General features: G+C 70.4%; 22 protein-coding genes. 15 read left to right on the forward strand and 7 right to left on the reverse strand.

Translation table 11 applies throughout. The features are described from left to right. Position 1 precedes the first annotated feature (1 nt). The 6 genes from J7520_RS03780 (at position 2) to J7520_RS03805 (ending at position 10,798) form a co-directional block, all read left to right on the forward strand. Positions 2 to 1,231: a BatA domain-containing protein gene (locus J7520_RS03780; RefSeq protein WP_291184184.1), complete on the forward strand. Its 1,230-nt coding sequence runs from the start codon at positions 2 to 4 to the stop codon at positions 1,229 to 1,231. Beyond that, positions 1,228 to 3,399: a DUF4175 family protein gene (locus tag J7520_RS03785; RefSeq protein WP_291184187.1), complete on the forward strand. Its 2,172-nt coding sequence runs from the start codon at positions 1,228 to 1,230 to the stop codon at positions 3,397 to 3,399. The genes J7520_RS03780 and J7520_RS03785 overlap by 4 nt, the downstream gene beginning before the upstream one ends. Next, on the forward strand, positions 3,396 to 5,150 hold the full coding sequence (locus J7520_RS03790) for a hypothetical protein (RefSeq protein WP_291184189.1): 1,755 nt from the start codon (positions 3,396 to 3,398) through the stop codon (positions 5,148 to 5,150). Before J7520_RS03785 ends, J7520_RS03790 begins: the two co-directional genes overlap by 4 nt. A gap of 33 nt (positions 5,151 to 5,183) precedes the next feature. Further along, on the forward strand, positions 5,184 to 7,007 hold the full coding sequence (locus J7520_RS03795) for a DUF885 domain-containing protein (protein ID WP_291184192.1): 1,824 nt from the start codon (positions 5,184 to 5,186) through the stop codon (positions 7,005 to 7,007). Between the two features lie 208 nt (positions 7,008 to 7,215). After that, positions 7,216 to 8,931 carry a hypothetical protein gene (locus J7520_RS03800; RefSeq protein ID WP_291184195.1) on the forward strand — a complete coding sequence of 572 codons (1,716 nt, stop codon included), beginning with the start codon at positions 7,216 to 7,218 and terminating at the stop codon, positions 8,929 to 8,931. A 79-nt stretch (positions 8,932 to 9,010) separates the two neighbouring features. Beyond that, entirely contained in the window at positions 9,011 to 10,798 is a 1,788-nt protein-coding gene (locus tag J7520_RS03805) for a hypothetical protein (RefSeq protein WP_291184198.1), read from the forward strand. 27 nt (positions 10,799 to 10,825) lie between these two features. Here J7520_RS03805 and J7520_RS03810 read toward each other — a convergent pair whose 3' ends face one another. Further along, positions 10,826 to 11,773, reverse strand: coding sequence for a LysR substrate-binding domain-containing protein (locus J7520_RS03810; RefSeq protein WP_291184202.1), 948 nt, complete (start codon positions 11,771 to 11,773; stop codon positions 10,826 to 10,828). Between the two features lie 108 nt (positions 11,774 to 11,881). Here J7520_RS03810 and J7520_RS03815 point away from each other — a divergent pair, with 108 nt between their 5' ends. The 3 genes from J7520_RS03815 to J7520_RS03825 all read left to right on the forward strand — a co-directional run bounded on the left by J7520_RS03815 (position 11,882) and on the right by J7520_RS03825 (position 13,793). After that, the gene (locus J7520_RS03815; RefSeq protein WP_291184205.1) at positions 11,882 to 12,094 is read left to right on the forward strand and encodes a hypothetical protein; all 213 of its coding nucleotides are present in this window, start codon (positions 11,882 to 11,884) and stop codon (positions 12,092 to 12,094) included. Positions 12,095 to 12,120: 26 nt separating this feature from the next. After that, positions 12,121 to 13,059, forward strand: coding sequence for a DMT family transporter (locus tag J7520_RS03820; protein WP_291184208.1), 939 nt, complete (start codon positions 12,121 to 12,123; stop codon positions 13,057 to 13,059). 146 nt (positions 13,060 to 13,205) lie between these two features. Beyond that, positions 13,206 to 13,793 (forward strand): gamma carbonic anhydrase family protein, encoded by a 588-nt coding sequence (locus J7520_RS03825; protein ID WP_291184210.1) that lies wholly within the window; start codon positions 13,206 to 13,208, stop codon positions 13,791 to 13,793. Between the two features lie 259 nt (positions 13,794 to 14,052). On the opposite strand, the gene dinB is transcribed toward J7520_RS03825, so the two are convergent. Continuing rightward, positions 14,053 to 15,129 carry a DNA polymerase IV gene (dinB, locus tag J7520_RS03830; RefSeq protein WP_291184213.1) on the reverse strand — a complete coding sequence of 359 codons (1,077 nt, stop codon included), beginning with the start codon at positions 15,127 to 15,129 and terminating at the stop codon, positions 14,053 to 14,055. Between the two features lie 195 nt (positions 15,130 to 15,324). Here dinB and J7520_RS03835 point away from each other — a divergent pair, with 195 nt between their 5' ends. From J7520_RS03835 to J7520_RS03845, 3 genes are all read left to right on the forward strand, one after another. Beyond that, positions 15,325 to 15,873: a DUF4124 domain-containing protein gene (locus J7520_RS03835; protein ID WP_291184216.1), complete on the forward strand. Its 549-nt coding sequence runs from the start codon at positions 15,325 to 15,327 to the stop codon at positions 15,871 to 15,873. 158 nt (positions 15,874 to 16,031) lie between these two features. Then, a complete protein-coding gene (locus J7520_RS03840; RefSeq protein WP_291184219.1) occupies positions 16,032 to 16,745 on the forward strand; it encodes a hypothetical protein in 714 nt (237 codons plus the stop codon). A 2-nt stretch (positions 16,746 to 16,747) separates the two neighbouring features. After that, entirely contained in the window at positions 16,748 to 17,194 is a 447-nt protein-coding gene (locus tag J7520_RS03845) for a DUF1801 domain-containing protein (RefSeq protein WP_291184221.1), read from the forward strand. 20 nt (positions 17,195 to 17,214) lie between these two features. Here the strand turns inward: J7520_RS03845 and J7520_RS03850 are convergent, their stop codons facing one another. Beyond that, entirely contained in the window at positions 17,215 to 17,442 is a 228-nt protein-coding gene (locus J7520_RS03850) for a hypothetical protein (RefSeq protein WP_291184223.1), read from the reverse strand. 153 nt (positions 17,443 to 17,595) lie between these two features. On the opposite strand from J7520_RS03850, the gene J7520_RS03855 reads away from it, so the two are divergent. From J7520_RS03855 to J7520_RS03865, 3 genes are all read left to right on the forward strand, one after another. Further along, positions 17,596 to 18,132: a peroxiredoxin gene (locus J7520_RS03855; RefSeq protein WP_291184226.1), complete on the forward strand. Its 537-nt coding sequence runs from the start codon at positions 17,596 to 17,598 to the stop codon at positions 18,130 to 18,132. Positions 18,133 to 18,136: 4 nt separating this feature from the next. Beyond that, positions 18,137 to 18,757, forward strand: a complete 621-nt coding sequence (locus J7520_RS03860) for a DNA-deoxyinosine glycosylase (protein WP_291184229.1) — start codon at positions 18,137 to 18,139, stop codon at positions 18,755 to 18,757. A 90-nt stretch (positions 18,758 to 18,847) separates the two neighbouring features. Then, the gene (locus J7520_RS03865) at positions 18,848 to 19,321 is read left to right on the forward strand and encodes a hypothetical protein (RefSeq protein WP_291184232.1); all 474 of its coding nucleotides are present in this window, start codon (positions 18,848 to 18,850) and stop codon (positions 19,319 to 19,321) included. 125 nt (positions 19,322 to 19,446) lie between these two features. On the opposite strand, the gene J7520_RS03870 is transcribed toward J7520_RS03865, so the two are convergent. From J7520_RS03870 to J7520_RS03885, 4 genes are all read right to left on the reverse strand, one after another. Next, a complete protein-coding gene (locus tag J7520_RS03870; protein WP_291184234.1) occupies positions 19,447 to 19,917 on the reverse strand; it encodes a GNAT family N-acetyltransferase in 471 nt (156 codons plus the stop codon). A gap of 67 nt (positions 19,918 to 19,984) precedes the next feature. Then, positions 19,985 to 20,440 carry a hypothetical protein gene (locus J7520_RS03875; protein WP_291184237.1) on the reverse strand — a complete coding sequence of 152 codons (456 nt, stop codon included), beginning with the start codon at positions 20,438 to 20,440 and terminating at the stop codon, positions 19,985 to 19,987. 24 nt (positions 20,441 to 20,464) lie between these two features. Then, positions 20,465 to 20,830 carry a VOC family protein gene (locus J7520_RS03880; RefSeq protein ID WP_291184240.1) on the reverse strand — a complete coding sequence of 122 codons (366 nt, stop codon included), beginning with the start codon at positions 20,828 to 20,830 and terminating at the stop codon, positions 20,465 to 20,467. Further along, positions 20,827 to 23,277, reverse strand: coding sequence for a prolyl oligopeptidase family serine peptidase (locus tag J7520_RS03885; protein ID WP_291184244.1), 2,451 nt, complete (start codon positions 23,275 to 23,277; stop codon positions 20,827 to 20,829). Before J7520_RS03885 ends, J7520_RS03880 begins: the two co-directional genes overlap by 4 nt. Positions 23,278 to 23,398 lie beyond the last annotated feature (121 nt).

Below are 23,398 nucleotides of genomic sequence, written 5' to 3' on the forward strand. Positions count from 1 at the left end.
GGTGAGTCTCGCCTTGCTCGCTCCGCTCGGCCTCGCCGCGTTGGCGGCGCTCGCGCTGCCGCTGCTGATCCACCTGGTGCGCCGGCTCGAACTCCAGACGACTCCATTCGCCGCGTTGCGCTGGATTTCCGAGCGCGTCCGGCCGCAGCGCCGCCTGCGCTTCGAGCGGCTGTGGCTGTTGTTGCTGCGTCTGGTCCTGCTGGCCGCGCTGGCGCTGCTGCTCGCGCGGCCGGTGTGGAACGGCGATGCGCAGCCGGCGCGGTCGTGGGGGGTGGTCGCGCCCGGCGTCGCGCTCGGTGATGCGCGCGCCGCCGTCGGCGCCGGCGAGGCGGAGTGGCATTGGCTGGCGCCCGGATTTCCGCGCACCGACGAAGCGCCGCCTTCCTCCACGGTGGCCGTGGCGAGCCTGCTGCGCGAACTCGACGCGGAACTGCCGTCGGCGGCGAAGCTGGCCGTCGTCGTGCCCGAACAGCTCGGCGGCCTCGACGGCGAGCGGCCGCGGCTTTCGCGCGCGGTCGACTGGCGCAGCGTACCGGCGCGCGCGCCGGAAGCCGCATCGTGGTCGAACGCTGCGCCGATCCGGCTCGCCGTGCGCTACGCGCCGGAATCGGCCGATTCCTTGCGCTATCTGCGCGCGGCGGTCGCCGCCTGGAACCAGCGCGAAGCGGGCCGCTACGCGTTCGACGCGCAGCCGGCCGAGGTGCCGCTGGCAGAGACGACGACCTGGCTGGTCTGGCTGGCGCCACCCGCGCCGGCACTGACGCAGTGGCTCGATCGCGGAGGCACCGCGCTGGTCGCCGGCCGTGCCGACGCCGGCGGCGAGCCCCTGTGGCGAGACGCCAGCGGCCGCGTGCTCGCGCGCCAAAGCTCCGACGGGGCGGGGCGCACGATCGCACTCGCCGGCGCGCTGACGCCGGCGGACTTGCCGCCGCTGCTCGACGCCGACTTCCCCGATCGCCTGCGCGCCGCATTCGCCGGCGCGCCGCCCGCACCGGACCGCGCACCGGCCGCGGTCGCGGCGCCGCGCGTCGACGAGCGCATCGCCGCATCGGCGGCGCAATCGCCGGCCAACGCGCGTCCACTCGATGCCTGGCTCGCCTGGCTGATCGCCGGCCTGTTCCTGCTCGAGCGCATCGTCGCGATGCGGATCGGAGGGCCAGCGGCCGAAGGTCCGCGTGCGCGTGCGGCGAAGGACGCGGGCGGGACGCGCGCGCAGGAGTCGCCGACGTGACGCTCGATCCCCGCCTCGATCGCTTGCGCGAGTCGGCAGCGCGGCGCCGGCTCGCGATCGTCGCGTCGGCGGCCGTTCCGCTCGTCCTCGCCGCCGCCGCATTGGCGCTGCGAGTCGGCGGCGTGCCGGCGACGGTCGCGACGGCGCTGCTCGCCGCGGCGATCGCGGCGGGAATCGCCTGGCGTGCATGGCGCGACGTCGATCCGGCCTGGCTCGCGCGCCGCCTCGACGCCTCGTCGCCGGCGATGGACGACAGCGCGGCGCTGTTGTTTCGCGACACCGCTGCGCTGTCGGATCTGCAGCGCCTGCAGCAGACGCGCGTCCGCGCGCGGCTCGCCGATCTCGACGCCGATCTGCGTCCGGCCTGGCCGTGGCCGCGCCTGGGCGCGGCGTTCGGCATCGCGCTCATCGTGCTGCTGGTCGCCGCGCTGTGGCGACCGCAGTTGGGCGGCGTCGCCGGCGCCGACCGCAAGGCGGCGCAGGGCGCTGCGAACGCGACGGCGCTGGCGCGCGTGCGCATCGACGTTACCGCGCCGGCATATACGAAGCTGCCGCCGCGCACGGAAAACGCGCTCGACGCGAAGGCGCCGGAAGGCTCGCGCCTGCAATGGAACCTCCGCTTCGATCCGGAACCCAGCGCGGCCGCCCTGGTCTTCCACGACGGCAGCCGCACGCCGCTGCGCCGCGACGGCGACGGCTGGCGCGGCGAACACGCGCTGACCGCCTCGACGCTGTACCGCATCGCCCTCGAAGGCGCGCCGCCGCCGGCCGACGACCGCCTGCACCGGCTCGACGCGATCGCCGACCGCGCACCGGAAGTGCGCGTGCTCGAACCGGAGAAGACGCTGACCCTGCTCGACGCGCAGCAGAAGACCTGGAACCTGGCTTTCGAGGCGAGCGACGACTACGGCATCGCCGGCGCCGAGCTGCAGATCACGCTGGCGCAGGGCGGCGGCGAGAACGTCAAATTCACCGAACGGACCGTCGCGCTGCAGGGCGATCCGCTCGCCGCCGACGACGGCGCCGAACATCGGCGCTTTCGCCACACGCTCGACCTCGCCGCGCTCGGCATCGCGCAAGGCGACGACGTCATCGTGCGTCTGCTCGTCACCGACAACCGCGAACCGAAACCGAACGCGACGCGCAGCGCGAGCTTCATCCTGCGCTGGCCGCCGGAAGCGTCGAGCGACGCCGCCGGCCTCGACGGCATCGTGCAGAAGACGATGCCGGCCTACTTCCGCAGCCAGCGCCAGATCATCATCGACAGCGAGGCGCTGCTGGCCGAGAAGCCGGGCCTCGAGGCGGAAAAATTCCTCGCGCGCTCGGACGCGATCGGCGTCGACCAGCGCGTTCTGCGCCTGCGCTACGGCCAGTTCCTCGGCGAGGAATCGGAGACGCGCGCCCAGCACGGCGAAGCGCGCGAGCAGGCGGCGGCACAGTCCGAGCACGGCGAGTCGCACGACGGCGCGGAGGAGCCCGCGCACGGCGGCGCCGACGAACACGCCCACGATGCGGCGGGAGCGCCGGGGAAATTCGGCGAGGCGGGCGACATCGTCGCCGAGTTCGGCCACGTGCACGACATCGCCGAGGCGGCGACCTTGCTCGATCCGGAAACCAAGGCGACGCTGAAGTCCGCGCTGGCCGAGATGTGGCAGGCCGAGCTGCATCTGCGCCAGGGCCGTCCCGACGAAGCCTTGCCGTACGAGCATCGCGCGCTCGAATTCATCAAGCAGGTGCAGCAGTCCACGCGCATCTATCTGGCGCGCGTCGGCCTGGAGTTGCCCGCGCCGGACGAGGCGCGCCGGCTCAGCGGCGAGCGCAAGGGCGTCGACGATCGCGCAGGTTCCCTCGTCGCGGCGACGAACGACGACGTCGCGGCGGCAGCGTTGTGGCGCTCGCTCGCCTCGGGCGGCGCGCCGGACTACGCCGCCGCCGAGACCTGGCTGCGCGCGCGCCAGGCGAGCCTGCCCGATGCGCTCGGCGTGCTGGCGGCAATCGACCGCGCGCGACGCGATCCCGCCTGCGCGGAGTGCCGCACCGCGTTGCGCGACCTGCTCTGGCCGCTGCTGCCGACCGCAGCGACCGCGAGCGTGCCGCGCGCCGCGCCGGACGCGGCCGGTCGCGTGTATCTCGACGCGCTGCAAGCCGGCACGGGTTCCACACCATGAGCGCGCCGACGACCATCGCGATCCTGCTCGTGCTCGCCGTCGCGTTCGGCGGCTGGCGTACGCGGCGCGCGCCGCGCCTTCGCGGGCTGCGCATCGGCCTGCAGGTCGCGGCGGCCGTACTGCTGTATTTCTGCCTGTTCCCGCCGCCGACGCGCGAGCACTTTGCCGCCGACCAGCTCGTCGTGCTGACGCCGGGTATCACACCCGCGCAGCTCGACGCGTTGCCGCTCGGCGCCGGCGTCGTCGCCTTGCCGGGCGTCGCCGCGCCGCGCGCGATCGAGCGCGCGCCCGATCTCGGCACGGCGCTGCGCCGGCACGCGGACGCGCGCCGGCTGCGCATCGTCGGCGGTGGCCTGCCGCCGCGTGATCGCGACGCGGCGCGCGGCCTGGTCGCCGCGTTCGAGGCGGCGCCGCTGCCGCGCGGGCTGGTCGAGTTCGACGCGCCGTCCGCGGTGCGCGCCGGCAGCGTCTGGCGCCTCGGCGGGCGCGTCGAAGGCGTCGCGGACGGCCGCGTGGAACTGCGCGATCCGTCCGGCGCCGTCGTCGCCACGCAGGCGCTCGACGCCGGCGGCCGCTTCGAGCTGCAGGCGAGCGCGAAGAGCGAGGGCGCGGCGCTGTTCGCGCTGAACGTGATCGACCGCGAGGGCGCACGCGTCGATGCGGTCGCGGTGCCGCTGGCCGCGCGCGCGGGCGCGCCGCTGAAAGTGCTGCTGCTCGCCGGCGCGCCGGATCCGGAGCTGAAATACCTGCGACGCTGGGCCGCGGACGCCGGCCTCGCGCTGGACAGCCGCATCGGCTTGAGCGAAGGCGTCGCGCTGACCGAAGGCGCTCCCAAGCTCGATCGCGACGCGCTGCAAACGGCGGATCTGGCGATCGTCGACGAGCGCGCCTGGGCCGCGCTGGACGCCGCTGCGAAGCAGGCGCTGAACGCCGCCGTGCGCGACGGTCTCGGCCTGCTGCTGCGCGTGACCGGACCGGTTCCCGAGCCCGTCGCGGCGGACTGGGCCGGGCTGGGCTATCGCGTGCGCGCCGGCGAGCCGGCCGTCGCGGCGAAGCTCGATCGCGCGTTCGCTCCGGCGGACACTGGTCTCGCCTTCGCGCGCGCGTCGCTCGAGGTCGAAGCCAAGGACGCGGCATCGCTGCTGCGCGCGGACGACGGTGCGATCCTCGCCTGGGTCGGCAATCGGGGCAGCGGCCGTGTCGCACTGTGGCTGCTCGCCGACAGCTATCGATTGAGCCTCGCCGGCGCGGGCGCCGCGTTCGGCACCTTGTGGAGCGATGCGTTCGGCGCCGTGGCGCGGCCGCGCGAGACGAGCGAGCCGACGCTGCCGTCCGCGATGCGCGTGGACGAGCGCGCGGTGCTGTGCGGCGTCGCGGACGATGCCGCGGTCGAGAACGAAGCGGGTGTCCGCACGGATTTGCTCGTCGACGCCGCCGATCGGTGCGCCGCGTACTGGCCCGAAGCGCCCGGCTGGCACGCGTTGCTCGAAGGCGGTCGGCGCTGGCCGTTCTTCGTGCGCCCGGGCGACGCGGCGACCGGCCTGGTCGCGGGTGACGCCGCGCGCGCGACGCGCGCCCTGCTCGGCGCCGCGTCGTCGGCCGTCGCCGACTCCGATCGCGAACGGCCGCTGCCGCGCTGGCCGTTCTTCCTCGCCTGGCTGGCCGTGACGGCCGCGCTGTGGTGGCTGGAACGCGGCACGGTCCCGCGCAATGACCAATCGCCCATTGCCGCCCCGCGCACGAGCCGCTAGGGTCGCCCGATTCCTTCTGCGGAGAGATTTCCGATGCGTCGTCTGCTTCTCGCCAGCGCGTGCGCACTGGCCTGCGTTTCACTCGCGGCTCCGTTCGTTTCGGCGAAGGACGCCGCGCCGCCGGCGAAATCCGCCGCCGCGCTGCAGCCTGCGCCCGATTGGGTCAAGCGCAGCAACGAACTGGCGCAGCCGCTGCTGAAGGCGCAGGCCGAGTTCGCGCCGGAGTTCGCGTCGTTCTTCGGCCTGCCCGGCTACGACGATCGCGTCGCCGATCTCGGCCCGAACGCCGGCGAGCGCCAGCGCGCCGCCTTGCGCGGCGCGAAGGACTCGTTGCAGAAGGACCTGAAGACCGAAGAGAACGCGAACGTCCGCCAGGACATCGACATCATGATCGGCGCGGCCGATCGGCAGATCGAAGGCAGCGAGCTGAACGAGAAGTTCCTGCTGCCGTTCACCGACGTCGGCCAGCTGGTGTTCCAGGGCGAGCAGGCCCTGTTGCAGGAGCAGACCGATCCGGCGCGCCGCGCCAAGGCGCTCGACCGCCTGCAGCGCTACGTCGGACTCGCGCCCGGCAGCACGTCGATCGCGACGCTGGCGCGCCAGCGCTACGAGGAGAAGCTCAAGAATCCAGCCCTGCTGAAGCCGACCAGGCTCGAGGTCGAGCAGGCGCTGCGCAACGTCGACACGTACGCGGCCGGCATCCGCAAGCTGTTCGAGAAATACAAGATCGACGGCGGCGACGCCGCGCTGGCTGCGGTCGACCAGCAGTTCCGCGAGTACGCCGACTGGATGCGCAAGGAAGTGCTGCCGAACGCGCGCACCGACACGCGCCTGCCGCCGGAGCTGTACGCGTTCCAGCTCAAGCAGGTCGGCATCGACATCGCGCCCGAGCAGCTGATCCAGCGCGCGCAGCTCGAATTCATGGAGACGCGCAACGCGATGCAGCAGCTCGCGCCGCTGGTGGCCAAGGCCAAGGGCATCCAGGCGAGCGACTACCGCGAGGTGATCCGCGCGCTGAAGAAGAAGCAGCTCGACAAGAGCTCGATCGAGAGCTTCTACCGCAACACGGTGATGCCGGAGCTCGAAAAGCAGATCGCGGCGAACAAGGTCGTCGACCTGCCGCAGCGGCCGATGGTGATGCGCCTGGCTTCCGAAGCCGAATCGGCGGCGCAGCCGGCGCCGCATTTCCTGCCGGCGCCGCTGATCGGCAATACCGGCCAGCAGGGCCAGTTCGTGCTGCCGCTCGGCAACCCGGCCTCGGCGGACAAGGACGGCAAGAGCGCGGCCTACGACGACTTCACCTACGAGGCCGGTTCCTGGACTCTGACCGCGCACGAAGGCCGCCCCGGCCACGAGCTGCAGTTCACCGCGATGGTCGAGCGCGGCATTTCGCTGGCGCGCACCTTGTTCGCGTTCAACAGCGTCAATGTCGAAGGCTGGGCGCTGTACGCCGAAGCGGAGATGGTTCCGTACGAGCCGCTCGACGGCCAGCTGATCGCGTTGCAGCTGCGCCTGCTGCGCGCGGCGCGCGCGATGCTCGACCCGATGCTGAATCTCGGCCTGACCGACCGCGAACGCGCCGGCCAGGTGCTCACCGAGGACGTCATGCTGTCCGAGCCGATGGCGCGGCAGGAACTGGACCGCTACACGTTCAACATGCCCGGCCAGGCCGGCAGCTACTTCTACGGCTACAGCCGCATCATGCAGCTGCGTATGGAGACCGAACTCGCCCTCGGCAAGCAGTTCGACCGGCTCGCCTACAACAACTTCCTGCTCGACCAGGGCCTGCTGCCGCCGGATCAGCTCGCCAAGGCGGTGCGCGAGCAGTTCGTCCCGGCGCAGCGCAAGCGCAAGTAGCTCCGGCGCCGATGCGGGGTGGGTCCCGCGTCGGCGTCTGCATGGTGCATGATGCCGCCCGGCGCGTCCCCGACGCGCGCGGCGACGGTCGCGCGCGTTCGCGCGTCCTCACCGCAACGGCACTGGCGCTGAACGCATGGCAGCGGACCCACGCAGCGAATCCTTCGAGAACCCCGGTGCTCCGCGATGGCCCGTCGCCGCGTACGGGATGATCGCCGTCGCCGGCGCGATCCTCGCCTTCGTCGGCCTCTCCGCCAGCAGCTACTGGATCGACGAGCTGTTCACGCTCTACGTCGTCGATCCGCACGCGAGCCGGGCGCAGATGATGTGGCGCATCCTGCGCGACGTGCATCCGCCGCTGTACTACATCCTGCTGAACGGCTGGGGCGCGGTGTTCGGCCAGTCCGAGGCGGCGATCCGCTCCTTCAGCGCGATCTGCGCGGTCGCGGCCCTGCTGGTGTTCGCCTGGGGCGTGCGCCGCATCGTCTCTCCGGTCGCGATCGCGTTTGCCTGCGCGGTCGCGACGACCTCGACGTTCTGGTTCGAGCAGGCGCAGAACGCGCGCAGCTACGGCTGGGTGATGCTGCTCGGGGCGTCCGTGCTCGCCGCGGCCCTGCACCTGCGCCGGAGCGTGCGCCGGGAGGCGGGGTTTCCGCTCGGCGCCTGGTCGATCCTGAGTCTGCTTGGCCTCGCCGCCGGCCTGACGCATTCCTATCTGCTGCTCGCAACCGGCATGGTGCTGCTGTACCTGATCGCGACACTGCGCCCTGCGCGCCTGCGTCTGGCGCTGGCGGCGTCCGGCGCGGCGATTCTCGGCGCGTACCTGGTCTTCCTCTGGTTCCAGCTGCACACGATCGACCGCGATTTCTCGGCCGACTGGTTCCGCAGCGACTTCGGTTTCATCGGCGGACAGATCCTGCAGGCGATGGGTGACGGCTTGAGCCGGCAGGCGGCGCTGGTCGTCGTCGCGCTGGCGATCGCCTGGGCGGCGACGCGCGGCCGCGCCGCGGTCGCCGACGGGATCGCGTACGACGACGCGAACTGGGCCAGCGGCCTGGCCGTGTTCGTGATCGGCGGCGGACTGGTCAGCGGCATCGTGGTGACCAAGCTGATCGCGCCGTCGTTCTCGTTCCGCAACGTGCTGACGTTCGCGCCGTTCGCCTGGCTGCTGCTGGCCCGGCTCTACGATGTGGCCGGCCCGCGCGCCCGGACACGCGCCGGCGCCGTGGGCGTCGTGCTGATCGCGGCCTTGCTCGGCTGGCAGCAGGTCGTGCTCGCGCGCGGTCGTCCGTTGCAGCGCAACGAGCCCTGGCGCGCCTCGGCCGACTACGTGCGTGCGCTCGATTCCTGCGCCGGCGCGCCGATCCCCGCCGTGGTGCTGCCGGAGGCCTACAGCGGCCAGGAAGCCGATCTGCGCGTCCTCGCCGCGCACTACCACGGCTATTACCTTCCGCCGCAGGACCGCGTGCAGGTCTTCACGCCGACGGAGGTACTGCAACAGGCCCGCGGGGAAGCGACAGCCGACGCGAACGGCTGCCCGCTGCTCGCCTGGAGCGTGCGCGGGCTCGGCGAGCCGCGCGCCGTGACGCTCGCGATGGCGCTGGTGAGCCGGCTGGGCGGTGTCGAGCTGCAGGAATTTCCCGTTCATCTGCTGCGCGGCTTCTCGTGGCGCGAGCGCTTCGAAGGCTTCGTCTTCCTGCGCGCGGAGCACGGCGCCGCGGTGCCGGTGCGCGGCGATCGCATTCTCGTCACGCGGGCGGACGATCCTGCGCCGCCCGACGCGGCGGCGTTCCGGGTCCGGTACTGGCGCGACGGACGGCTCGAACGCGAAGAGCGCACGGTCGTTGCGGCATCGGTATTGAACGCCGATCCGCTGCGTGACTGGCGCGACGGCGCCGCGACGGAATCCGCCTCCTCGCCGTAAGAACGGTGTCGCGATCCCGGCTTTCCGCGACGCGAGAAACAACACAACGGGCCACGATCGAACAGGAATCGACATGTCGGTGAACGCGCGAAAGGACTTCCCCGAAAACCCGCCGGCGCCACGTTGGCCGATCGCGCTGTACGGCTCGATCGCGCTCGCCGGGTTGCTGCTCGCCTTCGTCGGCCTCTCGGCCAGCAGCTACTGGGTCGACGAGCTGTTCACCTTGTACGTCGTCGATCCACAGGTCGACGTCGCCGAGATGATGCAGCGCATCCTGCGCGACGTGCATCCGCCGCTGTACTACCTCGTGCTGGACGGCTGGAGTGCCGTATTCGGCCAGTCCGAGGCGGCGACGCGTTCGCTCAGTGCGATCTGCGGGGTACTCGCCGTATTGGTGTTCGCCTGGGGCGCGCGGCACGTCGCGCGGCCGCTCGCGATCGCGTTCGCCTGCGCGGTGGCGACGACCTCGGTGTTCTGGTTCGAGCAGGCGCAGAACGCGCGCAGCTATGCGTTCCTGATGCTGCTCACCGCGGGCCTGCTCGCGGCGGCGCTGCATCTGCGCCGGCGCACGCGCGAGAGTTCCGCTTTCCCGTTCGCCGCCTGGCTGACGCTGACCGTACTCGGGCTCGCCGCGAGCCAGACGCATTCCTATCTGCTGCTCGGCACCGGCGTGCTGCTGCTGTACCTGATCGCGACCTTGCCGGACCTGCGCCTGCGCCTGGCACTGGTGGCGTCGGGCGTGGTGACGCTCGGCGCCTATGTGCTCTTCCTCTGGTTTCAGCTGCATGCGACCACGCACGATTTCGGTGCGAGCTGGTTCCGCGGGGATTTCGATTTCATCCAGCGCCACATCATGAGGGCGATGCGAAACGGGATGAGCCGGCAAGCGATGCTGGTCGCCGGTGTGCTGCTGCTGGTATTGCTGGTGCGGAAATGGCGGCGGCGCGGCGAGCCTGCGGAGAGTCGGGCGGATGACGATGCGAACTGGGCCGCAGGCCTCGGCGCGTTCGTGATCGTCGGCGGCATCGCCGCCGGCATCGCGGTGACCAAGCTGTTCACGCCGTCGTTCTCGTTCCGCAACGTGCTGACCTTCGTGCCGTTCGCCTGGCTGCTGCTGGCGAGGTTGTACGACGTCGCCGGGCCGCGCGCGCGCACGCGTGCCGGTACCGCCGCCGTCGTGCTGATCGCAGCGCTGCTCGGCTGGCAGCAGGTCGTGCTCGCGCGCGGCCGCGCATTGCCGCGCAACGAGCCCTGGCGCGAGTCGGCCGAATACGTGCGCGAGCTGACGGCCTGCGCGGCCTCGCCGCTGCCGGGACTGGCGCTGCCGGAAGCCTACGGCGGGCTGTCGAGCGGTGGGCGCGCGTTGGTCGCGGACTACTACCACGGCCACTATCTGCCGGCGGAGGTGCGCACGCAGATACTCACGCCGCCCGAGATACGTCAGCGCTATCTCTCCGCGCCGGCGCACAGCGGCGATGCTTGCCCGCTGATCGCCTGGAACGTGCACGCGCTCGGCGAGGCCAGGGCGCTGACCTTCGCCGCGGCGCTGGCGGATCTGCCGGCGTTTCGCGGGAGCGGCGTCGCGATCCAGGAGTTTGCGCAGTATTCGCAGGACGACTTCTCCTGGCGCGCGAAACAGGAAGGCTTCGTGTTCCTGCGTGCCGACGCGGAAGTCCGGACCCTGCCGCGCGCCGATCGCATCCTCGTCCGGCGCATCGACGAGGCCGTGCAGCAGGAGCGGAAGACGTTCCTGATCGAGCGATGGCGCGGCGGCGAGCGGATCGGCGAACAGCGCATGTCCGTGCCGGCGGATGCGCTCGGCATCGATCCGCTGCGCGAATGGCGCAAGATCGCGAAGAAGGAATAGGCGTCGGCGCGATCGACGCCGGCGTCGTCAGGCCGGGCTTCGCCGTGACGGTGCTCCTCGCATCGCCCGCTTGCGCCCGGCGCTGTCCCGCCCGGCACCTTCTTCACCGCGGAACTCGGCCGACTCGGCCAGCAGCCAGGTGCGAAACGCCTTGAAGCCGGCATGGTCGAGCGAGCGTTTCGGATAGACGAGATAGTGCGCGTAGCGCGCCTTCATGCGCTCGGGAAACAGCGCGACCAGGCGACCGGTCTCGAGCAGCGGACGCGCCATGGTCAGGCGGCCGAGCGCGACGCCCATGCCTTCGACCGCGGCGCGCTGCAGCGTTTCCGAATCGCTGAAGGTCGCGACGTAGCGCGCGGGTTCGCTGCCGCCGAACTGCTCGAACCAGCGCTGCCAGGGATCGTCCGGGCACAGCAGCGGCCAGTCGCCGAGCTGGGTCAGGCGCGGGCGCTTGCGTCCCTTCAGCAGCTGCGGGCTGACGACCGGCGTCAGCCACTCCTCGAACAGGAGCTCGGTTTCCAGTTCGCCCCAGCGGCCGGGGCCGTAGCGCAGCGCGCCGTCGAAGCGGCCGTCGGCGAAATCGACCAGCTCGATCGAGGAATCGAGATTGAACTCGAACTCCGGATGGCGCGCGAAGAAACGCGGCAGCCGCGGCACCAGCCAGCTCGACGCCATCGACGGCAGCGCGGTGAGGCTGAGCGCGGTGTCGCGCCGCGCGCACAGCGGGCGCAGCGCGGCGTCGATCGCGTCCAGGTGCGGGCCGACGCGCTGCAGCAGCAGCGCGCCCTCGGCGGTCGGCTTGAGCCCGCGCGGGCCGCGCACGAACAGCGTGCAGCCGAGGCGCTGTTCGAGCAGGCGCACCTGATGGCTGAGCGCGCTGACGGTCAGATGCAGGCGTTCCGCGGCGCGCGTCAGGTTCTGCACGCGCGCGGCGACGACGAAGATCTGCAAGGCATTCAGCGGTGCGCGTTCCATCTTCAAAAATCCTCAAGTCAGGCTATCAAAGATATCGCTACCGGATCGCCAGACGGCGGCCTATCTTGGCGCCCTGGAAACATCACCGCAAGCGGAGGAGTCAGTGCCATGTTGAAGTTTTTGAACAGCATCGCGCGCGACCTGCTGGGTCTGCACGGCCATCCGATCGCACCGTTCGCCTCGTCCGCGCCGACGCCGCCGGTGCGCCGCGAGCCTGCGTCGCCGGGCTGCATCGGCGCCTGCGCGCGGCGCGCGCAAAAGGCCTTCGCCGTCGCGAAGGGCGCCTTTGGTCCGTCGGCGATGGGCCACGTTTTCTGGTGACACGTCATTCGGTATCGGTAGCCGCCATGAATCTTCCGTCTCGCAACGCTTCCCTCGCATTGCCGCTGATCGCAGCGGGCACGGCGCTGTTGTTCTGGTCGTCGTCGTTCGCTGCGATCGCCTACGGCTTGCGCGCGTTCTCGCCGGCCGAGCTGTCGCTGCTGCGCTTCGGCATCGCTTCGGCCTTTCTCGCGCTTCCGGTCGCGCTCGGCGCGATCCGGTTGCCGCCGCTGCGCGACTGGCCCGCCGTCGCCGCGCTCGCGCTGATCGGCATGACCGTGTACCAACTCAGCCTCGGCTACGCGATGACGCGCATTCCGGCCGGCGCCGCCGCCGTCATCATCGCGCTGGCGCCGGGCGTGACCGCCGCGCTTGCCGCGCTCCGCCTCGGCGAGACGCTGACGGCGCGCATGGGCGTCGGTCTCGCGGTCGCGTTCGCCGGCGTCGTGCTGGTCACGCTCGGCTCCGGCCACGAACTGCGCTTCGAGCCGATGGCGCTGCTGGTGCTGATCGCGGTGTTCGCGACCAGCACCTACTTCGTCTGGCAGAAGCCGCTGCTGGCGCGTACCGATCCGCTCGGCTTCACCACCGCGAGCATCTTCGCCGGCACGCTCGGCCTGCTGCCGTTCGGACTGCACCTGCCGGAAAAGATCGCCGTGGCCTCGACCGCGCAGCTGGTCTCGGTGTCCTATCTCGCACTGGGGCCGACCGTGTTCGGCTATCTGTGCTGGAACTGGGCGCTGTCGCGCGCGCCGGCATCGACCGTGTCGAGCTTCCTGTACGTGCAGCCGCTGCTGGCCGGCCTGATCGCATGGCTGTGGCTGGGACAGACGCTCGGTGCGCTGGCGATCGCCGGCGGCGTGCTGGCGATCGGCGGCGTGGTGCTGACGATCCGCGGCTCGCGCGCCGCGCCGCCGAAGACACCTGCGCTCGGTGAGCGCATCGCCTGCGCCGGTGCCCGCTGAGGCGTGTCGACCCCGCACCTTGCGTCGAGGAGCGTGAAGCCGGCGTGGAATCGCGCCGCTTCCGGACCTGCAAGAACACGCAGCTGGCATCGCGGTCCCGACCTGCGCCATGCTGGCCTTTCGCCAGCCTGATGGGGATCGAGGTCTTGACGAACATTCGCGACTTCCACGGTTTCGCACCGATCGTTTCGCCGCTGGCCTACGTCGACCCGGCTGCGCAGGTCATCGGCAACGTGAGCCTCGGCGACGAGAGCTCGGTCTGGCCCTGCGCGGTGATCCGCGGCGACGCGCACGCGATCCGCATCGGCGCGCGCAGCAACATGCAGGACGGCGCGCAGCTGCACGTCACGCACGACGCGCAGTACACGCTCGGCGGTTTCGCGCTGACGATCGGCGACGACGTGACCATCGGTCATGGCGCCGCCCTGCACGGCTGCACGGTGCAGGGCGCCTGCCTGATCGGCATGAACGCGACGATCCTCGACGGCGCCCTGGTCAAGCGGCACAGCGTCGTCGGCGCCGGCGCGGTCATCACGCACGGCAAGATCGTCGGCGAAGGCGAGCTCTGGTTCGGCAATCCGGCACGCTGCGTGCGCATGCTGACGAACGAGGAAATCCAGCAGATCCTCTACGCCGCGCGACGCTACGTGAAGCTGGCCGGACAGTACCGCACGGCGCAACAGCTGCCCGTTGCCGGCGCTGCGCCGGAATTCGGTCGCGTCGCGAGCGGTTGAGCGGTCGACGGCTGGGTGCTTGGTTCGTAGGAGAAGGCAGAAGCAGGACGCGGATCGAACGGATAGACGCGAATAGAGCAAGAGATTTTTGGAATTTCTTATCCGCGTCGATCCGTTCGATCCGCGTCTAAGCTCTTCTACTTCAGCGACCAGTTGCGGGGAGAGCGAAGGCAGGGACGCGGGAGACGCGGATAGAGCCGAGAAATTCCAAACTTCTTATCCGCGTCGATCCGCCTGATCCGCGTCGAAATCTTCCCTCTCAACACTCTCCGCGCTCGTCGAACAAGCCCGACTGCCGCGGCGTATCGTCGGCGTCGACGAAATTCGACAGGCCCACGCCGACCAGGCGATACAGCGTCGTCGCCGGCGCCTCGACGTGGCCGCGCAGTTCCAGCGCGATCTCGATCAGCTCGTCCGCGGAGCGCGGCGGCGACGGCGGTGTGCGGCTGCGCGTGAGGATGCGGAAATCCTTGGTCTTCAGCTTCAGCACGACGGTGCGGCCGATGCGTTCGGTCTGCCGCGTCGCGTTCCACACCTTCGCCGCGAGCTCGCGGATCATCGTTTCGATCGCGGACAGCGGCTGGTCGGTGGCGAAGGTGTCCTCGGCCGAGATCGACTGCGTCGGCCGGTCCGGCTTGACCTCGCCGCGGTCGACGCCGTGCGCGAGTTCGGACAGGCGCCGGCCGTAGCGGCCGAAGCGGTTTTCGAGCTCGGCGACGTCGACGCGGCGCAGCTCGCCGACCGTGCGCAGGCCTAGCGCCGCCAGCTTGCCGTCCATCACCTTGCCGACGCCGTGGATGCGCGACACCGGCAGCGGGTCGAGAAAGGCCTCGACTTCGTGCGGGCGGATCACGAACAGACCGTCGGGCTTGCGCCAGTCGGAGGCGATCTTGGCCAGGAATTTCGCCGGCGCGACGCCGGCCGAGGCGGTCAGCTGCGTCTCCTCGCGGATCTGCTCGCGCACGCGCTTCGCGATGGCGGTGGCCGAGGGCAGGTCGGACTTCGGCTCGGTCACGTCCAGATAGGCTTCGTCCAGCGACAGCGGCTCGACCAGGTCGGTGTGGCGCAGCAGGATCTCGCGCACCTGGCGCGAGACCGCGCGGTAGCGGGCGAAGTCCGGTGCGACGAAGACCGCGTCCGGACACAGCCGCTCGGCACGCGCGGCCGGCATCGCCGAGCGCACGCCGTAGCGGCGCGCTTCGTAGCTCGCCGCGCAGACCACCGAGCGCTGGCCGCGCCAGGCGACCACCACCGGTCGGCCGCGCAAGCGTGGGTCGTCGCGTTGTTCGACCGAGGCGTAGAACGCGTCCATGTCGACGTGGATGATCTTGCGCATGCGAAGGTGGTTCGTCGGACGCGGAAATCGTACTCCGCCGGACGCGTGCATCGGACATGCGTCCGTGCGGGCGACGAGGTTCGTCGGGAGACATCGCGACGGCGCGGCGTTTTCCTACGCTGCGACGCGCGACTTGCACATCGTCGCGGCCGGTCCGCGCGACGACGATGGGGCACCTTCGTTCGGAGCCCGCTCATGTGCATTTCCCGATCCGTGCTGCTCGCGCTGGCGATGCTCGGCGGGCTGTCGTTCTTCGCCGCGTCCGTCCAGGCCGGATCGATCTACCGATGCCGACACGAGGACGGAAGCCTCGCCTATCAGGACAGGCCCTGCGCCGCGGCCCAGCGGCAGAGCCGCGTCGAGCTGGCTCCGGCGCCGCCACCGGCCGCTTCGCCCGACTACGGCGCCGGTTCGTCCGCGCGATCCAAGGCCGCGCCGAGGAGCCCGCGTTCCGGCGTACGCGGCGCACGTCGCGCGGAGACGCCGTCCTACGAATGCCGCGCCGCCAACGGCGAGGTGTTCTATCGCCATTCGGCGTGTCCGACGTCGATCGTGGAAACCGACCCAACCCGGCAGCGGCGCGGCGCAGGTTCCTCGTCGGTCGCCGTCTCCGCGACCGCGCTGACGCGCACGGAGGCGTGCCGGCGGTTGGCCGCGGCGGGCTCGATCGGCCGCCGCGGGCGCGACCGCGACGAGCGCGTGTCGACCTACGAACGCAATGCGGGCCGCGACCCTTGCCGGTAGCGTGCGGCCATGGACCGCCGCCGCCAGGCCGGACGGTCCGCCGGCGGTGCGCAAGCCGATCGGGCGGAGACGATCGAGGGGATCGGGAAGTGACTCGTTTTGCGGATCTGTAACGCCGCTGCGTTTAGGATTCGACGGATTTCCTGCGGAGTGCACCGATGCGTTCGAATTCCCGCGCGCTGGCGCTGGTCCTGCTGGCGGCCTTGCCGGTCGCCTGTTCGCGCTCGACGCCGCCCGCCGCGGCGCCGGCGGCGCCTGCCGCCCCGGCGGCCGACACGCAGGGCAAGAAGGAACTGGAGCTGTACCGGCAGCTGCAGCAGGAGAAATCCTACGAGCTGGCCGCGCCGATCGGCGCCGAGATCGTCGCCAAGTATCCGCAGAGCCTGGCGGCGAAGGAGGTGCAGGAGACGCTGGCTGACACCACGGCGAAGGCGACCGCGCTGGCGACGCGGCGCCGGCTGGAGCGCTTGTGGTCCTATCAGTCCGGCAAGGAATCCGGCGGCACGCAGAACACCGCCTCGATCTACAGCGGCGACTCGACCGAGACGCGCGTGCGCCTGGTGTTGCGCCGCCATTCGGCCTGGGGCCAGAGCGTGTACCTGTTCGGCAACGGCAAGGGCTTCGAGTGCGGCAAGAGCTGCACCGTCGGCGTGCGCTTCGACGAGCAGCCGGCGAAACGCATGAAGGCGTATCTTCCGGAAACCGGCGAGCCGGCCTTGTTCATCTCCGACGACAAGGCCTTCCTCGAACGCCTCGGCAGCACGCAGAAGATCGCGATCGAGGTGGTCGAGAAGGGGCGCGGCCCGCGCACGCTGGTGTTCGAGGTCGGCGGTTTCGAGTCGGACAAGTTCCCGCGACTGAAGAAAGGCTGACGATGGCGCGCAGCACGGCGGCGACGGTGGACGGGTATCTCGCCGAGTTGCCGCCGGAGCGGCGCGCGGTCGCCGCGGCGCTGCGCGCGCTGATCGTCGGGCACTTGCCGGACGGCTACGTCGAGACGATCAACTGGGGCATGCCGAGCTACGAGGTGCCGTTGTCGCGCTACCCGGACACCTACAACGGCCAGCCGCTCGGCTACGTCGCGTTCGCGGCGCAGAAGAACGGCTACTCGTTGTATCTGAGCGGCGTGAGCATGGATCCCGACAAGGAAGCCGCGCTACGTGCCGCTTTCGCACAAGCGGGCAAGAAGCTCGACATGGGCAAGGCCTGTGTCCGATTCAGGAAGCTCGACGACCTGCCGCTGCCGGCGATCGGCGCGCTGATCGCCGGCATCCCGGTGGCCGATTTCATCGCGAGCTACGAACGCAGCCGGCAGCGCTGACGCGTCCGGCTGATGACGTTTCAGATCGCGCCGGGGTCGTGCGCCTCCAGCCGCACGCCGGTGGCGACGACTTCGTAATGGCGTTTGGACAGCACGCGCAGCTCGCCGCCGTCGGCGAGGCAGACCTTGGCGAGGCGCTCGATGTGCGCATTCTCGTGGCTGGCCGGCTCGACGTAGACGTGGATCTCGTAGTCCTTCCCGTCGCTGCCGTGCGCGTGATACAGCCGTTTCAGGACCAGGGGTGCCAAGACGATGCTCCGCGCGCCGGATTGCCTCGGAGCGATGCTAGCAAACGCCGGTGAACGATTCCGCGCGCAGTGCCGGTCCTTCCGTCCCGGAGCGGGCGCTAGACTGGCCTTCCTTATCGCGCCGGACGGCGCTTCGTTTCGAGGAGATCGATCATGAAAGGCATTCTGGCGTTGCTGTTGTCGCTGCTGATCGCGGTACCGGCCTTCGCCGCCGAGGCCGCGGCCGGCCCTGCCATCGGCCAGGTCGCACCGGACTTCCGCCTGCAGGACCAGAAGGGCGATTGGCACACGCTGGCCGCCGAGCGCGGCAAGTGGGTCGTGCTGTATTTCTATCCGAAGGACTTCACGCCCGGCTGCACCACCGAGGTCTGCGCGTTCCGCGACGACATCATCGAGCTGCGCAAGGCCGGCGCCGACGTGTTCGGCGTCAGCCTCGACGACGTCAAGTCGCACGCGGAGTTCGCCGAGAAATACAAGGTGCCGTTCCGCCTGCTGTCGGATGCCGACTCGAGCGTGGCCAAGAACTACGGCGTGCTCACCTCGAAGCTCGGCATGAGCTACGCGCGTCGCGAGACCTTCCTGATCGACCCCGAAGGCAAGGTCGCCAAGCGCTATGAGGACGTCGACCCGAAGGAGAACTCCAAGCAGGTGCTGGCGGATCTGGCGGCGCTGAAGAAGTCCAAGGCGTGACCGGATGACCCGATCCAGACGCGGCGCGGCGCCTTCCGTCACGCCGCGCCCGGGCGCGGAGCGCGGCAGGTCCGCCACCGCGCCGGGGCAGGCGATCGTCGAGAGTTTTCCGCCGCAGGTCGGCCCGGGCTGCCGCCTGCTGCTGCTCGGCACCGCACCGAGCGTCACGTCGCTCGCACGCGGCCAGTCCTACGCGCACCCGCACAATCTGTTCTGGCCGTTCATGGGCGTGCTCTACGGCGCCGGGCCGGAACTGGCGTACGCCGAACGCATCGCGCGCCTGCACGCGCTCGGCATCGGCATCTGGGACGTGCTCGAGCGCTGCGAGCGCCCGGGCAGCCTGGACAGCGGCATCGTCCCGGCGAGCGAGGTGCCCAACGACATCCCCGGTCTCCTGCGGGAGCATCCGGGCATCGTCGCCGTCGCGCTGAACGGCGCCAAGGCGCAGCAGGTGTTCGCGCGCCGCATTGCGCCGGCGATCGAGGCCGGGAAGCGGGCGGGGCTGGCGATCCTGGCGCTGCCGTCGACCAGCCCCGCCAACGCCTCCATTCCGCGCGCGACCAAGCTCGAACGCTGGCGCGAGCTGCTGCGCTGGGTGCCGGCTCCGGTCGTCGGCCATTTTTGACAAAGTTTCATCTTGGTTTCTGATCGTTCAGCTAGGCTGCGCCAGGCTTGTTCATACTTGCTGGGCCCCAACACAAAAGGAGCAATGCCGATGAAATCGTCTCTCGCGGTACTGGCTGCTGCTGTCGCCTTGGGTTTCGCCGTCTCCGCTCCGCAGCGCGCGAGCGCGGCCGAGGCGGATCTGGATTGCAAGCTTCGCTTCTCGTTGACCGGCTGGTCGCTGATCTACAAGCACGCTGAAGGAAACGGCGTGGTCACCTGCGCCGATGGCAAGTCGATGCGCGTGAAGATCGAATCGAAGGGCGGCGGCCTCACCGCCGGCAAGTCGCACATCGACAACGGCACGGGCAGGTTCACCGACGTGCGCAAGATCGAGGACGTGCTCGGTACTTACGCCAAGGGCGACGCCAGCGCCGGCGCGATCAAGGCCGGCACCGCGCAGGTGTTGACCAAGGGCACGGTGTCGCTGGCTCTGGCCGGCGCCGGTGAAGGCATCGAACTCGGCGTGAGCGTCGGTGCGTTCACGATCAGCAAGGCCGGCGCCAAGCACCACAGCAAGAAGTAGCGCGGGCCGCGGCCCTCAGCGCGTTCCGAAGGCCCGTGTCATGCGCACGGGCCTTCGCTTTTGCGGCTGCGGATCACGAGCGGATTCGTTCCGAAGAACGGCCACCGTGCGACCGGGTCGCTCCGTCAGAGCGGCTTTTCGTACCGCCAGACGTCGAGCAGGAACAATCCGTCGGGCGTTTCCAGGCGGCTCGTCACCACGCCGGTGCGCTGCCAGCCGTGCTTCTCGTAGAACCGCGCGGCGCGCTCGTTGCCGATCGCGCAGGCGAGCCAAGCGGTCGTGACACCCGCCGTGGCAAGACGCGCCTCGCCGTCGGCGAGCAGGGCGGCGGCGGCGCCGGAACCGCGCGCGGAAGCGGCGACGAAGAGCTGATACAGCTCCTCGCCGTGGATCATGCAGAAACCGTCCGGTGCGCCGAGCGGTCCGGTCGCGCGGACGTCGGCGAGCGCGGCGGCGAGCCGGTCGCGGAAGCTTTCGAGCGTGCGATGCCGCGCCAGCTCCGCCGGCACGAGGTGCGCATGCGCGTCCTGCCACGCGTCGCGCCAGAGCCGGGCGAGCGCCTCCAGCTCGCCGGGTTCGGCGGCCCTTATCTGCACGGCAGCGGCTCGCCACGGAATCGGCGGTGCGACGGTGCCGGCATTCGGGAGGCGTCGCACGTCGCCATCAGCCCGCCTCGGATTCCTGCGCCGGATACCGGTCGAGAAAATGCTGCATCCGCTCGTGCATCGCCTTCTTCAGGGCGATCATTTCCTCCCCGAGCGGCCGCTCATCCGGATGGTAGAACTTCAGGTAGCCCGCGGCGCGCGACAAGTCGTTGGACAGCGCGTAGTGCAGCGCCCAGACGATCGCCTGGGCGCTGTCCAGCTGCTCGAAGTCCTTCGCCGTCTGGACGTCGAGCGCGCGGCGGTCTTCATCCAATGCCGCCAGCTGCTCGCGCTGAGGCTTGCGCAGCTTGACCGGAGGTTCGCCACGCTTCGCCTTGATCGCATGGATGCGCTCGGCGAACGAGTCCTCCGCCTGCACGAAATCCGTCGCCAAGGCTTCGAGTTCCCGCAGCTGCTGAATCGCCTCGGCGTCCTCCGTCTTCGTCGCGGCGATGCGGAAGTATTCGGGTCTCATGGCGTGCGGATCCCGATGCCCGGCCTAGCCGACTTTGGAAGGATCGAACGACGGATTCTCGATCAGCCCGATCGCATTGCCGAACGGATCGAGCACGGACGCGACCGTGATGCCGCCGCCGACGTCCTTGGGCGGCTCGTGCTCGGCGGCACCGAGTTCGACGAACTTCGCGAACGCCGCCTTCGCGTCGGCCACGCCCCAGTACGCCAGCGCGCCGGCGGCGCCGGGCGTACCGTCCGGGACCAGGCCGAGCTCGAAGCCGCCGACGGCGAAGCCGACGTAGTAGGGCTCGTCGAAGTACGGCTCGATGCCGAACGCCTGCGCGTACCAGCGCTTGCCTGCGGCGAGGTCGCCGACCGGATAGATGACCGTGCGCAGGCCGCGGATCACGGCGCGGCTCCGCGGTTCAACGTCGTCTCGAACAGCTTGTAGATGCGCTTGTACTCGTCCAGCCAGGCGTCCGCGTGGACGAAGCCGTGGCGTTCGAGCGGGTAGCCGGCGAGCTCGAAGTTGTCCTTCTTCAGCTCGATGAGCTTCTGGTACAGCCGCACCGAATCCTCGAACAGCACGTTGTCGTCGATCATGCCGTGCGCGATCAGCAGCGAGCCCTTGAGGCCGTCGGCGAACTCGATCGGCGAGGAGCGCTCGTAGGCGATCGGGTCGACCTGCGGCGTGTTGAGGATGTTGGAGGTGTACTCGTGGTTGTACTGCGCCCAGTCGGTGACCGGGCGCAGCGCGGCGCCGGCCTTGAACATCTCCGGCGCGCGGAACATCGCCATCAGCGACATGAAGCCGCCGTAGGAGCCGCCGTACAGGCCGACGCGCTGCGGATCGGCGGAGGCGTTCTTTTCCAGCCAGTGCACGCCGTCGATCAGATCTTCCAGCTCCGGATGGCCCATCTGGCGATAGATCGCCGTGCGCCAGTCGCGGCCGTAGCCTTCGCTGGCGCGGTAGTCCATGTCGAGCACGACGTAGCCGCGCTCGGTCAGCAGGTTGTGGAACATCTGCTCGCGGAAATACGCCGGGAAGCCCAGATGCACGTTCTGCAGATAACCGGCGCCGTGCACGAACAGCACGGCCGGATACTTCTTCGAGGCGTCGAAGTCCTTCGGCTTGTAGAACTTCGCGTAGATCGGCTGCTTGGTGTGCGAGGAGGGCACCGCGACGATTGCAGGCTGAAGCCAGCTCATCGCCTTGTATTCGGCCGTGCGCGTGTCGGTCAGCTCACGCGGGGCAGCGCCCGGTTCGGCACCGGCGATGGCCAGTTGCGCCGGCACGTAGGCGCTGGAGTGCAGCACGGCGAGCTGGCGGCCGTCCGGCGACAGCGCGAACTGCTGCGCCGCCTGGTAGTTCGTCACGCGCTCGAGCGAGCCGCCGCCGGTCGCGACGCGGTACACGTCGTAGGCGTACGGCGCTTCGACGTTCGCGCGCACGTAGAACCAGCGGCCGTCCGGCGACAGCGTCGGCGAGGAGATCTCGAACGCGCCGCGCGTCAGCGCGGTTGCCTTGCCGCCGTTCGCCTTCGAGTAGATCTGCGAATAACCGCTCTCCTCGGACAGGTACCACAACGTGCGGCCGTCCTTCAGCCAGCCGAAATCGTTGAAGCCCCAGTTGATCCAGGCCGGGTCGGTCAGCCGGTGCTGGGCGGCGAGCTTCGCGCGCTCGAAATCGACAGTGGCGATCCAGCGGTCCTTGTTGTCGATCGCGCGGATCTGGATCGCGAGGCCGGCGCCGTCCTCGCTCCACACGATACCGCCGCCGCCGCCGTCTTCGGCGTCGGAGACGATGCGCACGGTGCGCGCCTTCGGCTTGTCGTCTTTCTTGTCGGCCTTCTTGTCCTTCGCCTCGGGCTTCGATTCGAGACCCAGCTCGCGGCGGCGCTTGTCGTTCTCCTCGCGCACCGCCTTCAGCGGATCGTCGTGGATGCCGGGCAGGTCGTCGAGCGCGAGCGCGTGCTGTTCGTGCTTGGCGAGGTCGAGCAGCAGCAGCGACTGCGGCGCCGGATCGTTGCGGCCGACGCGCGTGCGCTCGTCTTCCTGTTCCTCGTAGCCGGACTCGGTCACGAAACGCTGCAGCTTGCCGCTGCGGCCGGACTCGTAGCCCTTCGGCGACGTCACCACCAGCAGGTGCTTGCCGTCCGGCGCCAGCGAGGTGCCTTCGATCTTCACCTCGTCGCCGACGTAGAACGGCATCGGCGCGCGCGTGGGATCGCCGGCGGTGAACTCTTCGGTGTACTGCTTCTGCGCGTCGCGGTCGGCCTTCAGCTTGCGCAGGGTCGAGAAGTAGCGCAGCTGCTGCTGGGCGAGGTCGTCGGGCTTCTTCGCCGCCGGATCCTTCTCGGTGCGCACGATCGCCGCCGGTCCGGCGACGGCGCCGGCGATGTCGTAGACGAACCAGTCGCTGCCGCTGCGGTATTGCAACGCGCGGCCGTCGGCGGAGAACTGCGGCGAGGCTTCCGCCTGCGGCGTGCGCGTGACCTGGGTCAGGCGGCCGCTGGCGACGTCGCGCAGGAACACGTCGCCGTTGCGTACGAAAGCGGCGCGGCTGCGCGAGCGGTCGAACACGGCGTCCGCGCCGTCGGCGCCGGCCATCGCGGCCGGATCGACGATCGCGTCCTTGCCGCCGGCGAGCTCGATGCGATGCAGGTCGCGCACCGGCGAGCCGGCGCGCTTGAGGCGGTAGTACAGGCTGCGCCCGTCGACGCTCCAGTACGGCTGCTGCACCGGCGGACCGATCCAGTCCGGGTCGGCCATCGCCTGTTCCAGGGTGACCGCGTGCGCCGGCGCGGCGGCGAGGCAGAGCAGGGTGGTGAAGCTGGCGACGAGCGCGCGCTGCATGCGGGGGATCTCCGGATGACGAAGCGCCCAGCATAACGGCTGGGCGCTCCGGATCTATCGGTCGAAAGTCAGCCGGCCACGCTTGGCAAACGCATGGCGATCCGGCAGCCTTCGCCGAATC

Source organism: Dokdonella sp. (genome assembly GCF_017744955.1).
Classification (GTDB): Bacteria; Pseudomonadota; Gammaproteobacteria; order Xanthomonadales; family Rhodanobacteraceae; genus Dokdonella_A.